The organism is Paraburkholderia sp. MM5496-R1 (assembly GCF_050436205.1).
In the GTDB taxonomy this organism is placed as follows: domain Bacteria; phylum Pseudomonadota; class Gammaproteobacteria; order Burkholderiales; family Burkholderiaceae; genus Paraburkholderia; species Paraburkholderia tuberum.
This window is the reverse complement of sequence record NZ_JBNDLT010000003.1, coordinates 469278-483820: the sequence shown is the minus strand read 5'-3', so window position 1 is coordinate 483820 and position 14543 is coordinate 469278. Positions and strand designations below refer to the sequence as shown.

Genomic DNA, 14543 nt, shown 5'->3' with positions numbered 1-14543 from the left:
CCTGCAGCGGCGGCAGCGGTTGCGCATCTGCCGAGCCGGATTGCTGGAAGCTCGCCACCTTGCTGGTGCGCTTGTATTGCGCGGACTGTTCGTGATTAATGGTTACGTCGCCGCACACCGGCTCGGCAGCTTCGATATCGCGTTTATGCCGGTCTTTGCCGCGCTCGCGCATCGGTGTGGCAAGTACTCTCATGGGCTTCGTAAGGGCTATCAGGATCAGGAATTCTCGGCACGGGGACAGCGCGAACCATTCCAGCGCCTTTACCGCGTGACTCGCAGAAGCCCCATCATTGTCACAGCGTTGCGCCGCGCGATATCGCGATAGCAGTTGTTGAACAGGACGTGTGTGCGCGCCGTGCGCCCCGCAATGTCCTCAATCGGTGGCGCGAGTTCGCGAAGCTCGTCGTCGCTATCGTCATGGTTGAACCGTTCCGCCGCCGACTCGGCGCCGCTCCATGTCGACGCGTTGCGGCCATGCAGCCGTACGATCGCGAGTTCGGGCGACGTCGCTTCCCAAACTGAGTGCGCGCGCTTCGTCACGCCTTCCGGCGCATCGACAATCACGTGAACGATCCCGCGTTCACGCTCCATCGCAAGGCTTGACTCGCGGTGCTTCTCGCTCAACCAGCTCTCGTGCCGAAATTCGAACGCGGTCACAAACGGGTGCATGCGCTCGGCGCAGTGCTCGACGAGCCTCATCGCTTTCGGTACTGCGGTTATCCAGTGCGGAAACTGGAATAGCACCGCGCCGAGCTTGCCCGCCACACGTGCAGTGGCTGCAGGGCCGCAAAGAAGCGCGCCCACAGTTCCTCGATAACTGGCGGCGGTACATCCTTGTAATAGAGATTCTCATGAGGTCGCGCGGGTAACGATCGAGGTCGGTTCACGACCCGTAACTGCCTTTCGACTCCTACCGTTGAGCGACCGCACTTGGTCCAGCAGCGGGCGGTCGCAGCCGCGAACGCCACATCACCTCTCGGTTGAAGGCACGAGCCCGCGATCGATCGCCAGTCACGGTGCCTGGCCTGATCTGATGAAAAAGCGCTACTGCGAAACTGGCGCGTTAGATGGTGCGTCCGCTGGCATCTGCGGTAGTGGCACTGCTGCTGCGTTGTTCGTGCCGCTGCCCGTCGCTCCCGTTTGCCCGCGATGGCCTCGGTGCGAACTGCGTACCACGGTGGGCTCGCTCGCCGCCACCGGCCGCATTGGCGGATGCGCGATGTACTGAAAGTTTTCATTAACCGCGCTATTGCCCGTATCGAACGACCGGTGGATGAACACGCTGCTACTAACGGGTGAACTGGCTTGCGCGAAAGCCATCGGCCCGATCGACATCATGGCTGCGCCCACCGCCGCACTCACGGCAAGAATGTGCATGAGCAGACCGGCATTACGGGCTGTCGGACGTGCTTTCAATTTACGTCTCCTTCAATATACGTGCGGTTCGCAACCGCTTGCAGCGGGCAGCCGTTTTACCGTTGGGTACGCTGGCTCAAAAAATTGGCCCACGTTGAGGAGGCGCGGGCCGAGCGGAGAAAAACACGAAGCGCTGCCGGGGGAAAAGGCCAGACCAGTCTAGTCCGAGTCATGGAAAAGAAGGTTTCATACTGGATTACAGGTGTTACTCGATATAACTGATCGATGAATCGCGCCGGGAATTCTCCGGATCTGGTGCGAGTTGCCTGCTGCCCACTCCCGAAACAGCGCTTGAAAATGAAGCTGGCTCGTCCGGCGAATCATCGGTCGCCGTCGCTTCGCCAAGTGGCGACTGATAGCTCATCCGCAGACGTTCGCCAACCGACTGCGAAGGACCGTTCGTGGCCGGGTCCTGCCCGATACGGTCGGCGGGAGTCGGCCGGATATAGCCTTTCAACATTCACGTTAGCGGCCTGTCATGACCGAATGGTGCCGGGCAGCCTCAATACGAGATTTCGAAATGTGATTTCCGCTGAACCATATGTGCGAGTTCGAAGGTCGAGTCGTTCATACGATTTTCGTGAAACCGTCGGCGCTCCAGCGTTCGCTCCCCACGCCGTGATGAACGAAGAACAAACCATCGGGATCATACTGATCCTTAATGGCGAGCAGCCTGCTGTAATTTGAGCCCCAGAAGGACCGCTGCCAGTCCGCGTCGAAAAAATTGCTTTCCGCCACGTAGGACCCGGCGTCTGGAACCAGCTTGCGCACCTCGGCCATTGCACGTCCGATGGCCTGCCGGTCCCGGCGCGCCAGCGCGGTGTCGGGCTCGTGGCCCTGAATGCCGGGATACGCGGGCCGCCCCTCCGCCCCGGCGATAAGCAACGCGAAGGCGTCCAGCGCGGCCGGGTTCGTGGCGGTGTTTCTCGCGGCAGCGACAGCCTCCGCCGGTGCACCCGCCAAGCCCTTGTTGACGTGCAGCGACACGCTCCATTGACGGGTCGCCGCAAACAGCGTGTCGGCCAGGGTTTGACGCCGGTCATCTTGCAGCAAGGCCGCGGGGAGCCACGCGGACTCGTAGCCGTGTAGCACTTGTCCCGCCTCTCCGCGATTACCCGACCAAAAGATATTGTCGTCGGGTGCGCCCGGCCGGTCGTCGGTGCTGATGAAGCCGAGGAGCTTCTTGAACAGGGTTGGAGCCCAGAAACTGCGGGCCGAGATGGCGACAATCTTCAGTGGCGAGAACTCGACCTTGAAATCGTCCGGGGACGCGGCAAGCGTATCCATGAACGGCTGCCAGATCGCTTGCGCTTCACTGCGACTGAGCCCCTGGAACACCATCGAGATAGTGAGGACGTTGTCGCGGCGAAATCTGATCTGTTCGCCCCAGTGCGGGTTCATCAGGTTCTGATTATAGAAGTCGATGATCACGCCAATCAGCCGGCGAAACGCAGACGTCGATGTCGCCTTGATTGTCATGTTCACCGCGCCGAAAGTCTCGGGCAATTCGTGAACCCGCAGCGTCAGCCGGGTGACCACGCCCAGGCTCCCGCCGCCGCCGCCTTTCAGCGCCCAGAATAGATCGGGATTCGTGCAGGCATTGGCGATCCGGACGGCGCCATCTGCCGTCACAACTTCCGCTTCGAGCAGGCTTCCCGCGGCCAGTCCGTAGGCCTTGGAAAAGCTGCCGAACCCGCCGCTTTGGATCAGGCCGGCCACGCCGACCGTCATGCAGCCGCCACCTTGCACGTAACCGCCCGCCTTGGTAGTGACCGCATCGTAGACGTGCGCCCAGAGCGCGCCGGCACCGACCGTGACCGCCCTCACCGGGGTCGCATGCCCCTCGCATCCTGTGCCGACAAACGCGTCCTGCACGGTGATGTTGTTCATTTTTCGCGTCCAGACCAGCAGAGAGTCCGGCGCATTCGATGTGCCTTGATAGCTATGGCCGCCGCCCTTCACCACGAGGCGGAGATTGTTCCGACGTGCGAAGTTAACGGCGACCACGACATCATTCGTGTTGCGGGCAGCCACCGCGTAGACGCTGGGTGTCGATGTCCACGCGTCAACCCAGCCGAGGGTTTGCGTTAGACCCACCTCGTCGCCGAGAAAATAGGGGTTCTTGAGCTCCCTGAATAGTTGCCTGCAGTCGTCACTATCGGGCGCGTTCAGGCAAGCTACCAGGGGCGATTGCACTTTCACCAGTGCATTGCCGACCTGCTGGCTGAGTTCGTTCCACTGCGCCTCGGACGGCCAGCCTGGATCGCCCGGACGCACTCGAGTGAGCGCTCCGGACACCGCCGCTTGCGCCGGGGCGAGCATCTGTTTCCGAGCACCATGCAAAAATGTGATTCCGACCGCAATTTGCAAAATGCGTCGTCTTTTCGAGGACGTGGTTTTGTTTGAAGGTTTCATCGGCATGCGTGAAATCTCAATATGGTTGCAACCCGGATGACTGAGAAACCGGCGGAACTCTTCGAATAATGGGGTGACCGGAAGACGTGCATCAAGCGTTCGAAGTCCGCCAACCGTGCACCGCAAATCGTTAGCCCCCAGCCCACCGCCGGACAGATTTTCAACGACTTAGCCTTCGGGGTCGATTGGCCGAAACCTGTCCCACGACGACGCGCTGAGCTCGACCCGCAAGAGGTTAAGGCAACCTGGAAAAAGGCAACGACGTGCGCGGCGAGGCGACGTATGTCATCGCTGGCTCGTGTGTTGGGGGGTGTGCGCGTAATCAATGGTACGTCGTCGTAGACGACTGCAGCTTCGTCAGCACGCCGCGTTTGAACTGGAACCAGCCTTGCGAGCTTTGCATCACGACTTCATCGCCTTGCCAGAACACGCGCTTGACCGTCATGCGCTTACCCGAGCGTTGCACAAGCGGCGGATGGTGGCGAAAGTCGTACAGCACCGGGCCGGAATCAGTCTGCACGAGCGTGCGCGTGACGCTGTCATTTGCATTGCCTACGTCGTCGAAATGCGTGAGCATGCTCGCGCTAAAGCGATCGAAAATTTCCTTGTCGAGCATCCCCACGAAATCGCCGTCGACGCGCACGAATTGCAAGTTACCCGAGGGCGTGACGAGCGGGCCGGACGCGTTGCTTTGCGCATGAACGCAAGTCACGAAAGAGGTGGCTGCGAGCCCAGCGAGGAACAGTCGTCTCATGTTTTCCTTTTAGATTCAGCGGCGTCTCCGACGACGGAGCACGACCCGCAATCTTTCCTTGGGAACATTGTCGTCAATTTTGGCCGAGACGTCGAAGGTCTTTAACTGGCCGACCTCTGCCAGATGACGCCACGGGCCTGAATTCGCGAGCTGCGTCTCGCGCGGAAGGCCGAGGCCGACCGCTTGAGACACTCGTGACTGACAGCAATAGGGAATCGAAAATGGTGCAATGAGGTTGTTCCGGCAAATTCATCTTCCGTAGAAACGCCTTGTAGCGCAGATGGATTTCAGATTTTTAGCAGCGGATGTTATTCATCGACTAACTCGCTTGGAGTCCGTGATCCAGCGTCTCGCGGTAGGCAATTCAGCAAGCGAGAACAAGCGGACATCGCCATGAAAAAAGGGTTTTAGCATACCAACCATAACCCGTAGCCATGCGAGATCCGTAACCACTGCGATGTGGCTGAAATCGTGCCAGTGCCTCAGCCCGAACGCGCCGTCATCCCAAAGCGCTCCAACCTCAAATCCCGTGAACTCTTTCCCGACGACATAGAGCATCTTGATCGGCCCCTTGCCCATCATCGCCTCAGCCTTGGGTATGAGTGTACTTTTGTAGTCGTCGTGCGTAACCTTGCCCGTGGCTTCGATCGCGAGCACATCTTGCGGTAACCCATCGATGAATTTGAACATCGCCGTCCCCCATTGGTTCTCCGCAGTGCAATTCGGTGCCTGCGGCCGCGATGATGCGTTCCTATTGTAGGCTCATGAGCGACCGCTTCGGGTAACAGTTCTCGCAGGGTCAGTGACCGCTCATGGCCGGCCGACAAGAGGCGGACACGAATGCGCAGCTGGCAACCTGCGTCCACCGCTTAGCGTGCTTTATTGTCGGAATTATGAAGCCGCCCCTTCATGCGCGGCCGGGGTGCCGGAGCCGGTTCGGCATCAGCCGACTGTTCCAGCAGGCTCGCGATGTCGTGATCGATGGCCGAAAGGATGCGTTGCTTGGGGTGCCCGTCGAGATTCGGTTTTTGTCGCCCCGACGGCATGCCGTGTCCCGCCCCACCCGGGAAGGGACGCACGAGTCCCGATTGGATTGAAGGTTAGAATCCCGCGCGTGTGCGCCGCGCGCTCGAATAATTACCTGTGGGCACACACCGGAACGAGCGCATGGCAATCGTCAAGGGCACGCCCGGGTTCGCCGAGCGCCGGGTCGCGGACTTCGACTACAGCATGTTCAGGAAGGCGACATAACCGCCGTGCCGTTTCGGACTAGAATCCTCTGAGGAGGAGTCAGTGATGTCAGCTCTCAAGCGCATCGATCCGGGCCATTCCGCCTATCAGGCCGCGCTGAACAGGACGACCCGCTACCCTGCGGAGCACGTCACATTGACGGCTAGCTCAAGGAAGAGGCTGCGCCCCTGTGTGCCGCATCGAAAGGTCGGGCGCGGCAAGGTCGGCATCGGCGGCAAGTAGGCATCCGCAACCCTTGTATGGCGTCGGGCTTTAGAAGGTGGCTTGACGTGAATTGGCTGTCCGGCGCGAGCACGGATGAGACGTGGTTCGTGACCGACAATCTTGCGATATAGGTAGCCTGCCCCGCATTCGGTGATACTGGTCACAGCTGGGCAGGTACCTGCCAGCGGAGGCGGGACAGGTCGTCCAGAAGCGGCGTTTCGAATGTCGCTGATCGGCCCTGACCTGCCGCTCGGTTGGTTTCTGCGAATGTCCGTACCCCGCTCCAAAGTTGCCGTTGTGCCCCTTGCAGTGAGCGGCGCTACAATGAAACACGAGGATGTTTGCATGGACGGGGGCGGCCGCCCCGCGTGTCGACAGAGGAGGTATCCATGGCCGACGAGCCGAACCCAGCACCGGAACGTAGCTATCATATTGGCGATGTCGGCAAGGGCGCCCGCGTTGCACAGGGCGAGAACATCTCATGGGTCGAAGGGCTCGCCGGCTTGCCAGAAGGCGAGACGCTCTCTCGGCAATTCGCCGCATTGTTGGAGCAGATCGACAAAGACGCGTCATTCGATGATGACACCCGCGCGCTTGCGAAGGAGAAGACCACGGCGGTTGCCGAAGGCCTTGCCACGGCTCAGGAATCACCTGGTGCGCTCCGTCGCGCGCTGCTCGATGCCAGGTCGTGGTTCGGCAGCACTGCGTCCTGGGTAGGCAACGCGATCGGCGACATCCTCAAAAGCGAGGCGGCGCAAAAGACCATCGGCACGGTGTCCGAGGCGGTCACCAAGGCGGCAATTGACACATTTGTGAAATAGCGCCATGCCCTCCGAGCTGCCGCTATTCCAGGTCGGCGATGTTGGCAACAATGCTGTCGTGTTGCAGGGAGAGCATCTTTCTGTCGGCGTCAGCGCGGCAGACGTCGCGCAACTCATCAAAGCTGAGCGCGATGGACTTGTCCAGCAATATGCGCCGCAGCTCAAAGAATTAGCCGAGCAACTTGGCATGACCCGCGAAGCGGTGCGGATGACGCTCCACATCGCCGGCCACGACGATGTCCCGTCGGACCGATGGACAGACACGTTGATCGCCATCGCTACGCAATATCGCGCCATGCGCCAGGATCTGACAGCCAGCGAGGACGGCGAGACTGCGGAACTGAGGCAGCAAGCGGTTGCTGCTTTAGATGCAGGTGCCTTCGACAAAGCGACAAGCCTACTGAACGATATCCGCACAAAAAAGAGCGTGATCTCTGAGCAAAGACGTCGCAGGGCGCAAGAAGCACACGAGGAGTGGATCGCCGGACTGCGGTCAGAGGCCGAGACCTGCGCCTTACTCGGCCGGGCTGCCTTGGGGCAACGCAACGTCACGGAAGCCTATGCGCGGTTCCTTGAAGGCTTGCGCGTGCTTGCGCCCATTGATGATCCCGCGCCGCGCTTAGCATACGCGTTGAACATTGCAGCAACACTGTTTGACTTCGGGGATCGTTCCGGAAACAACGATGCACTTGTCGCTGCGATCGCGAGCAGCCGCCGGGCACTCGCCGACGCACCGCGGGAGCGCTTCCCGCTGGAATGGGCGAAGATCCAGAGCAACCTCGGAACAGCGCTCGCGAAGCTAGGCGAGCGGGAGAGAGGCACGGACCGCCTGCTGGAAGGGGTGGCGGCCTACCACGAGGCGCTGACTGAATACACGCCCGAACGAGACCCGCTGGGCTGGGCGACGATCAAGAATAACCTCGGAAATACGCTCGCGAAGCTAGGCGAGCGGGAGAGCGGCAAGGACCGCCTGAAGGAGGCATTGGCGGCCTACCATGAGGCGCTGGCTGTACGCACGCGCGAGCGCGTCCCGCTGGGATGGGCGACGACCCAGAACAATCTCGGAAATGCGCTCGTGAGCCTCGGCGAGCGCGAGAGTGACACGGGTCGCCTGGAGGAGGCGGTGACGGCCTTCCATGAGGCGCTGACTGTCACGAGCAAGCGAGACCCGCTGTTCTGGGCGACGATCCAACACAATCTCGGAAATGCGCTCTTGAGGCTGAGCGAGCGGGAGCGCGGCACGGGCCGCCTTGCGGATGCGGTGGCGGCTTACCACGAGGCGCTGACTGGATGCACCCGCGAGCGAGCCCCGCTGTTCTGGGCGACGATTCAGTCCGGCCTGGGAAACGCGCTCGCGATGCAAGGCCGGTGCGAGAGAAACTCGGACCGCCTGCTGGAAGGGGTGGCGGCCTACTACGAGGCGCTGACTGAACACTCGAGCGAGCGAGACCCGCTGTTCTGGGCAATGATTCAGGCCAACCTGGGAAACGCGCTCGCGACGCTTGGCGAACTCGAGAATGACCCCGCCCACCTGAAAGCAGCCGTGGCAGCCTTCCAGACGGCGCTAACTGAACGCTCGTGCAAGCGCGTCCCGCTGGACTGGGCGACGACCCAACACAACCTGGGAAACGCGCTCGCGACGCTGGGCGAACTCGAGAATGACCCCGCCCATCTGGAAGCAGCGGTGGCGGCCTACCACGAGGCGCTAGCTGAACGCACGCACGAGCGAGATCCGCTGGGCTTTGCGACGATCCAGTTCAGCCTGGGAACTTTGCTCTGGAAACTCGGCGAGAGGGAGAGTGGCACGGCCCGCCTGCAGGAAGCGCAGAAAGCGATCGACTCGTCGCGTAGTGCGTACCAAAGTGCCGGCATTAGTGATCTCGATACCTACTTCGACGAGTCATTGGGCGCGCTCGGTAGATTGATTGCAGAGCGCCAGCGCAAGTCGCCGTAAAAGATTCACCTCTCCTGCGGGCGGAGATCATTCGAGACTGGAATAGGTACGTCAATTGGCGCGATGCGCTTGAACCATACGGATCCGCGGGCACGAACTCTCCTTCGGAATCTAGGCCGCCGTACACAACGTGCGGAAACGGAGTTGGCTCGACCGACGAACCGTGAGTCACCCCGTCGCTTTGCTAAATGGCGACTCGTCACTCATCAGGAGACTTTCGCCATGCGACTGTCAAGGACCGTTCATGGCCGGCCGGCGACATCCGCGTCAGTCTAGCGAATTCGCGCCGGCAATCCGGCCATCACGTTCCTTCACCGTGGCTCTGCGGTCCAGATAAGCCCTGCGATTGCTGCTCCCACCGGGTCATTACATCAAGGCGGCGAAAACCATAACGCTGTTCAAGTGCGTGGCACAGCGGCGCAGCACGGACTCTCAAAGATTCCAAGCGCGCGAGAGCGCCGGTAGGTGGCGGCGCCAGTGCTTCTGTTTTCTTCCGACCACCTGCGCAAGCCCTAGTCGCGCACTCAGGCGGTTCGGTCCATTGCGTAGCTCGTCCGGGTACATCTGTTCGGCCACCAGCCCTGGGACGATCGTCGGCGGCGGGCGCACATCGGACGACATTGGGCGTAATGGTGTTGACTTTGCGATGGGGTTCAGTTCGTTGCCGGTATTCAAGTCAGTTCAGCCATAATGTAGAAAACGTCGCCGGAGTTCACCCGCTCATGAAGTCTCGTTGCTTGGCAGCAGTTCTCGTCGTTCTCGCTTCCGGCTGCACATCGACTCCGGCGAACAATCAGCCGGCGGTCGATACGAACGCCTACATCCTGCACATTCCAGACGGCGCACCGTCCGCTGACTCCACGTCAAGACCACCGAGACTCACTGTCGGCACCAGCTATTCCGACACGCAACTTATTCTGCCCTGGTTCCTCAATGACCTGATCGACTTCGTCAACTATCGCTAGTCTGGTGCGCGGGGGCACTCGGGTGCGTTCCTTCCTCTGCGAATCTACGGTTGAGCGTGCGTACAGATGTGTGCAATGCCTGCGCAAGATCCTGTATGGTTACCGGCTGCGCAATATTCTGTTCAAGATAGTCGCGCGTTTTAGCCACGATGGAACCGTGATGAAATGCGCTGAATGTCCAGTCTTCCAGCTCGTGAAAGACGGACTGCGAAGGGATATCGCTGTCCATCGGCGGACAAACTCGAACACGAGCGTGGCAGTGCTGGCGTTCGATCTTGGCTTTTCCGACGCCACCAGTTTCTGCCGCGCATTTAAACATTGGACCGGCAGTAGTCCTTCTGACTATCGCAAGGGCACCCGTCAGGGTGAGTGATGAGAAAGAGTCATGTCTGACTACGTTTTAAACGATTTTGAATGCCCGTGTCGAACGGCTGGAACTGGGCCGAACTACGCCAATCATCGGGCGCGTGTGCCGGACGGTGCGTCAGTTGGCCAACGAGGGTAAGGCTTACGAGTACGACGAGACGGTGGCCCATTTGGCGCTGTCATCGGACTACCCCGAGTCGATCCCGACGTTGCCCATTGACTGGCAGTTGCCGTGCGGTGCTTTCAAGCAGGGCGCCGGCCCGCAGTAAGGCTATGTGCAAGGATTCCATCAACCTACGACTCCCGCCCGCGTCCTCACGAAGGCCGTCGGGCGTTTCTTCCCGTGCATTTTCGGTGTGATTCGGAACGCGGAATTTTCCTCGGTAGGCCCGCTTGCGTGCACCGCCAGCGGCAACAAAAGGCGCGCGGGGCGATCCTGTGGTTAGCGTGGCTAGAAACAGCGGGCGGGCGTGACGGTAGTGCTGGCGTGACAGCGCGTATGCCTCAAATCGGCCAGGTGAACTATCATGGTAGAAGCTGTATTCATCAGCGCAGGAGCACATCATGACCTCCAATCCATCCGCTGAGCCGACCGGCACCTCTCTCGACCCCGCGAAAACTTCCGCCGGCAAGACTCGCCAGCCCGATCCGAAGGGCCTGAAAAATCCGGCCCCAGACGACCTTCCTAACGCCGACGCGGCAGAGCCCGAGCCTCACGAGCACCTCCCGTCCAGAAGCGACGACAACTGATTCAACGCCGCAGGTGCCGACGTCGTCCGCATGACAATCCACGCGGCAGGTTCGCGAGTGGTTCGCGCATGCTTTCGCGCCGACGCCGTGAAGTCGGGGAGCGCTCGCGGTTCACGCAAATGGCTCGATGCATTTCGTCCAACAAAGTCACGGCCCAGTTTGAATCGCACAGGAGCAGATCATGCAGAACGTGCTGGTAGGTTATGACGGGTCGGCGTCCGCGCAATATGCCGTTGCTTTCGCGGTCGATCTCGCGAAGCGTTTCGACGCGCGCTTGCATGTGCTCGTCGTCGCGCGCACGCCGGACTGGGGTGCGATAGAAGTTGAGCGAAAAAGTCTGATCGATCTGGAAGTGCGCCATGCCACCGCGATCCTCGACGACATCAAGGCGAAGCTCGCCGCTTCGATCGGGGCCGTGGAGTTCGATCTGGTGGTCGGCCCGCCGGCAAGGGAGATCGTGCTGTACGCGGAGCGGCATGCTATCGACCATCTCGTGGTGGGGCATCGTGGACATACGCCGTTCGATCGCTGGCTGATCGGTTCGGTCGCCCGCCAGGTGCTCGCCTACGCGCCGTGCGCGGTCACCATCGTGCGCGATCCGGCGACGATGAAAAAATCGCGGCATGAGAGCGAAGCACCATCGGCATAAAATCCGCAAACTGCTGCAGATGATGGGCTCAGGACAAACGCGACCGATCTCGCAAGCTGGAAGCGGCTTGAGCGTAGAGACGCTGAGAACGCTTGCGTTGACGAACAAAAGCTCGCATGGCCGCACCTATCAGCTCGCTGCCGAAACGCCGGAGCTCATGATTCGCATGCTGATCGTCGGTTACTGCTTCGGTGTCCGGTCCGAGCGACGGCTATGCGAAGACCTTTGAGCTTCCTCGACGACATCATCAACTTCGTCAACTGTCGCCAGGCATCGAGCGCGTCGCGCGGCTCTTCACATGATCGATGAACGCACGCAGCTTCGGCATGATCTGGCGGCGGCTCGGATAGTAGAGAAACACACCCGGGACCATCGGCGCGTACGCCTTCAGAACGTCCACCAGCTTTCCCGTTCGCAACCCCTCGGCGACCATCGGCTCGGGTAGCTGGGCAAGGCCAACGCCTTCGATCGCCGCGCCCAGCACGCTCGGAAAATCGCTGGCGATGAAAGGACCGGAGACGGCGATCTCGATCGGCTGGCCGTTATCGTTGAACGACCACAACGCGAGCGCGCCGCTGGAGCGCCGCCAGCGAATGCATGCATGCTCGCGCAGGTCGTCCATTTGCTCGGGGCGGCCGCGCGCCGCGAAATAGGCAGGACTTCCCACGACGACAAAACGGAACGGTGCCGTGAGCGGCACCGCGACCATGTCGGCGGCGACGAACTGACCGAGCCGGATGCCGGCGTCGAAGCCTTCCGTCGCGAGATCGATCAGCTCCTTGCTGGCCGCTATTTCCACCTCGACCTCGGGATTGGCCTTGCAGAATGACGCGATCAGCGGCTCCAGCAGGATCGGCACGACTGCACGCGGCACGGAAAGACGCAACAGGCCGGACGGTCGCTCGCCGAGTCCGCGCGCCACCTCGCTGGCGGCGACGAGTTCCTCGAAGGCGGGCTTGGCGCGAGCGAGAAAGCGCTCGCCGGCTTCGGTCAAGCCGACGCTGCGCGTGGTGCGGATGAAGAGCGTCGCACCGAGGCGGGCTTCGAGCACACGCACCGCCTGACTGACGGCCGACGGCGTCACGCCCAGTTGCGCGGCGGCCCCGCGAAAACTGCGATGCTCGGCAACGCTGAGGAAGACTTCGACGCCGTCGAGCGCGCCCTGCCTGACTGTGAAGTTCTGCTTCATAGCCTGTCAACATTGTGAGGAATAGTCACCCGCGCGAGACGATGGTACACCTAACACCTGCGCGTCCAACACTTGACAAGGAGGCACCATGTCATCGCGGCTTCTGTTCCAGTTGCACCTCGTTTTGGGCTATCTCGCCTGGCTGCTGTGCTTCGGCACCTACGTGTGGCCGAAGCTCAAGTCGATGGCTCCGTTCGACGCGCAACGCGCGATCGCCACGTTGCACAGCTTCCGCTTCTTCGGGCTCGCCTTTCTGTTGCCTGGTGTCGTCAGTCCGCAACTGTCCGCGAGCTTCGCCGTGTTCGCCGCCTATGGGGATTTCGCCACGGGGGTGCTGGCGATGCTGGCGTTGCTGACGGCCCGGATACGTCCGCTTTTCTGGTCGTTCGTCGTCGCTTTCAATCTTGTTGGTATGGCCGACCTGATCATCGACTACTACCACGCAACCGCGGCCGATCTGCCCGCGCATGCAGGCGAGCTGGGCGCCTTGTACGCGATTCCGATCATCTATGTGCCGACGCTGGCGATCACGCATGTTGCCGCCTTCTATCTGATGTTGCGCCCTCGGCTGAAGCGGCGTCACGCCCGTCCTTCCGTCGGCCGTGACATTTCCCAGGCGTAGCCTGCTGCACTGGCCGCAGTTCGGCCACGTAACGAGGAATCCGATCAGCATCGAGCGACGTTTTTACGCCTTCCACCTGCGTTATGCTGTCGGTCGTCGAGTCGATGCTCGCGGCCTGAACCAAGCAGGTGCGCAAACCCGGCCTGATGCGGCCGGGTGGTACCCTTCACTGGCACTTCCGGCTTTCATGCATGCGACCTGATTCTCGCGTCCCTTGGCCCGACGACGCGAGCAACCGCCCGGAACGACCACTGAACTCAGCGAGGTGCCGACGTGAAATACTGCATGCTATTGCTGCCGCTCGTTCTCGCCGCCTGCGCACAGGCACCGGAAGTGACCGCGCCGGCGCCATCGGCAACCACGGCCGCCGCCAACCCGGCGTCGCCGACCGGCACCGATCTGTTGACCCGATACCACTGGCAACTGAACAACGCGATCGATCGCAATGGCACGCACATCGATGCCCTGTTCGTGCGCCCAGACAGGCCAGTGCAGCTCGACTTCAGTCCGTACCGGATCACCGTCGTCAATAGCTGCAACAGCATGGGAGCGGGTTACACCGTCAGGAAAGGGTATTTGCAGATCGGCCCGATGGTCAGCACGATGATGGCCTGCCACGATGCCGCGCTTGCCGCACTCGACGATGCGATCTCGCAGCGTGTGCGCGGCAGCGTCAACGTGACCCTGCTCGCGCGGGACAACGCGCCGAGCCTGCAACTGGTCACCGATAGCGGCGACACGCTGAGCTTTACCGGTGTGCCCACGGCCGAGACGCGCTACGGCGGCCCCGGTCAAATAGCGTTCCTTGAAGTGGCGGCGCAGTCCGTGCCGTGCAACCATCCGTTGATGCCGAACGCGCAATGTCTGCTCGTGCGCGATCGCTTCTTCGACGAGCAGGGCCTGGCGACCGGCACGCCTGGTCCGTGGCACCCGTTGAATCAGGATATCGAAGGCTATACGCACACGCCGGGCATCCGTAACGTCGTGCGCGTGAAGCGTTTCACAGTCAGGAACCCGCCTGCCGATGGGCCGTCGGTCGCTTATGTGCTGGACCTGGTCGTCGAATCGGAGAAGGTCGGGCAGTAATGCTTCTTCAAACGTGCCGCCAGGCACATTGGCGGCCTCCTGGGTCGACGTTGGTTGCGATGTACGCAACGAGGCTCACTGTAGACGTGAACGTCGCGGCG

15 protein-coding genes and 2 pseudogenes are annotated in these 14543 nt (G+C 61.3%); 10 read left to right on the top strand and 7 right to left on the bottom strand.

Annotation, left to right across the window (positions count from 1 at the left end; translation table 11 throughout):
- Positions 1–261: 261 nt before the first annotated feature.
- The 6 genes and pseudogenes from OKW38_RS28455 to OKW38_RS28430 all read right to left on the bottom strand — a co-directional run.
- Positions 262–851: pseudogene (locus OKW38_RS28455) on the bottom strand (DUF72 domain-containing protein); the annotation flags it as partial.
- 193 nt (positions 852–1044) lie between these two features.
- On the bottom strand, positions 1045–1416 hold the full coding sequence (locus OKW38_RS28450; RefSeq protein ID WP_429333500.1) for a hypothetical protein: 372 nt from the start codon (positions 1414–1416) through the stop codon (positions 1045–1047).
- Positions 1417–1621: 205 nt separating this feature from the next.
- Entirely contained in the window at positions 1622–1876 is a 255-nt protein-coding gene (locus tag OKW38_RS28445; RefSeq protein ID WP_090807184.1) for a hypothetical protein, read from the bottom strand.
- Between the two features lie 107 nt (positions 1877–1983).
- Complete coding sequence (locus tag OKW38_RS28440; protein ID WP_429364232.1) at positions 1984–3837, bottom strand: FAD-binding protein; 1854 nt, start codon at positions 3835–3837, stop codon at positions 1984–1986.
- A 316-nt stretch (positions 3838–4153) separates the two neighbouring features.
- The gene (locus OKW38_RS28435; protein WP_090807180.1) at positions 4154–4585 is read right to left on the bottom strand and encodes a hypothetical protein; all 432 of its coding nucleotides are present in this window, start codon (positions 4583–4585) and stop codon (positions 4154–4156) included.
- 312 nt (positions 4586–4897) lie between these two features.
- Entirely contained in the window at positions 4898–5275 is a 378-nt protein-coding gene (locus tag OKW38_RS28430) for an STAS/SEC14 domain-containing protein (protein ID WP_090807178.1), read from the bottom strand.
- Between the two features lie 606 nt (positions 5276–5881).
- Here OKW38_RS28430 and OKW38_RS28425 point away from each other — a divergent pair.
- The 8 genes and pseudogenes from OKW38_RS28425 to OKW38_RS28390 all read left to right on the top strand — a co-directional run.
- Positions 5882–6058: a hypothetical protein gene (locus tag OKW38_RS28425; protein ID WP_167368717.1), complete on the top strand. Its 177-nt coding sequence runs from the start codon at positions 5882–5884 to the stop codon at positions 6056–6058.
- A 371-nt stretch (positions 6059–6429) separates the two neighbouring features.
- Positions 6430–6861, top strand: a complete 432-nt coding sequence (locus OKW38_RS28420) for a hypothetical protein (RefSeq protein WP_429364230.1) — start codon at positions 6430–6432, stop codon at positions 6859–6861.
- Positions 6862–6865: 4 nt separating this feature from the next.
- Complete coding sequence (locus tag OKW38_RS28415; protein ID WP_429364228.1) at positions 6866–8815, top strand: tetratricopeptide repeat protein; 1950 nt, start codon at positions 6866–6868, stop codon at positions 8813–8815.
- 737 nt (positions 8816–9552) lie between these two features.
- On the top strand, positions 9553–9780 hold the full coding sequence (locus tag OKW38_RS28410) for a hypothetical protein (RefSeq protein WP_429364227.1): 228 nt from the start codon (positions 9553–9555) through the stop codon (positions 9778–9780).
- 22 nt (positions 9781–9802) lie between these two features.
- On the top strand, positions 9803–10153 hold the full coding sequence (locus OKW38_RS28405; protein WP_244144815.1) for a helix-turn-helix domain-containing protein: 351 nt from the start codon (positions 9803–9805) through the stop codon (positions 10151–10153).
- A gap of 557 nt (positions 10154–10710) precedes the next feature.
- Positions 10711–10896 (top strand): hypothetical protein, encoded by a 186-nt coding sequence (locus OKW38_RS28400; protein WP_090807171.1) that lies wholly within the window; start codon positions 10711–10713, stop codon positions 10894–10896.
- Positions 10897–11077: 181 nt separating this feature from the next.
- The gene (locus tag OKW38_RS28395; RefSeq protein ID WP_090807169.1) at positions 11078–11545 is read left to right on the top strand and encodes a universal stress protein; all 468 of its coding nucleotides are present in this window, start codon (positions 11078–11080) and stop codon (positions 11543–11545) included.
- 148 nt (positions 11546–11693) lie between these two features.
- Positions 11694–11771, top strand: a pseudogene (locus OKW38_RS28390) (transposase); the annotation flags it as partial.
- Between the two features lie 30 nt (positions 11772–11801).
- Here the strand turns inward: OKW38_RS28390 and OKW38_RS28385 are convergent.
- Positions 11802–12734, bottom strand: a complete 933-nt coding sequence (locus OKW38_RS28385; protein WP_429364225.1) for a LysR family transcriptional regulator — start codon at positions 12732–12734, stop codon at positions 11802–11804.
- A gap of 88 nt (positions 12735–12822) precedes the next feature.
- On the opposite strand from OKW38_RS28385, the gene OKW38_RS28380 reads away from it, so the two are divergent.
- Positions 12823–13356 carry a hypothetical protein gene (locus OKW38_RS28380; protein WP_090807165.1) on the top strand — a complete coding sequence of 178 codons (534 nt, stop codon included), beginning with the start codon at positions 12823–12825 and terminating at the stop codon, positions 13354–13356.
- Between the two features lie 273 nt (positions 13357–13629).
- Positions 13630–14442 (top strand): DUF4377 domain-containing protein, encoded by an 813-nt coding sequence (locus tag OKW38_RS28375; protein ID WP_429364223.1) that lies wholly within the window; start codon positions 13630–13632, stop codon positions 14440–14442.
- Positions 14443–14543: the final 101 nt, after the last annotated feature.

What these genes read in the sequence shown, in the direction of transcription:
- OKW38_RS28380 (WP_090807165.1), top strand. Translation starts at nt 12,823, where the DNA reads ATGTCATCGCGGCTTCTGTTCCAGTTGCACCTCGTTTTGGGCTATCTC.
- OKW38_RS28440 (WP_429364232.1), bottom strand. Translation starts at nt 3,837, where the DNA reads ATGCCGATGAAACCTTCAAACAAAACCACGTCCTCGAAAAGACGACGC.
- OKW38_RS28430 (WP_090807178.1), bottom strand. Translation starts at nt 5,275, where the DNA reads ATGTTCAAATTCATCGATGGGTTACCGCAAGATGTGCTCGCGATCGAA.
- OKW38_RS28435 (WP_090807180.1), bottom strand. Translation starts at nt 4,585, where the DNA reads ATGAGACGACTGTTCCTCGCTGGGCTCGCAGCCACCTCTTTCGTGACT.
- OKW38_RS28385 (WP_429364225.1), bottom strand. Translation starts at nt 12,734, where the DNA reads ATGAAGCAGAACTTCACAGTCAGGCAGGGCGCGCTCGACGGCGTCGAA.
- OKW38_RS28400 (WP_090807171.1), top strand. Translation starts at nt 10,711, where the DNA reads ATGACCTCCAATCCATCCGCTGAGCCGACCGGCACCTCTCTCGACCCC.
- OKW38_RS28445 (WP_090807184.1), bottom strand. Translation starts at nt 1,876, where the DNA reads ATGTTGAAAGGCTATATCCGGCCGACTCCCGCCGACCGTATCGGGCAG.
- OKW38_RS28415 (WP_429364228.1), top strand. Translation starts at nt 6,866, where the DNA reads ATGCCCTCCGAGCTGCCGCTATTCCAGGTCGGCGATGTTGGCAACAAT.
- OKW38_RS28420 (WP_429364230.1), top strand. Translation starts at nt 6,430, where the DNA reads ATGGCCGACGAGCCGAACCCAGCACCGGAACGTAGCTATCATATTGGC.
- OKW38_RS28425 (WP_167368717.1), top strand. Translation starts at nt 5,882, where the DNA reads ATGTCAGCTCTCAAGCGCATCGATCCGGGCCATTCCGCCTATCAGGCC.
- OKW38_RS28395 (WP_090807169.1), top strand. Translation starts at nt 11,078, where the DNA reads ATGCAGAACGTGCTGGTAGGTTATGACGGGTCGGCGTCCGCGCAATAT.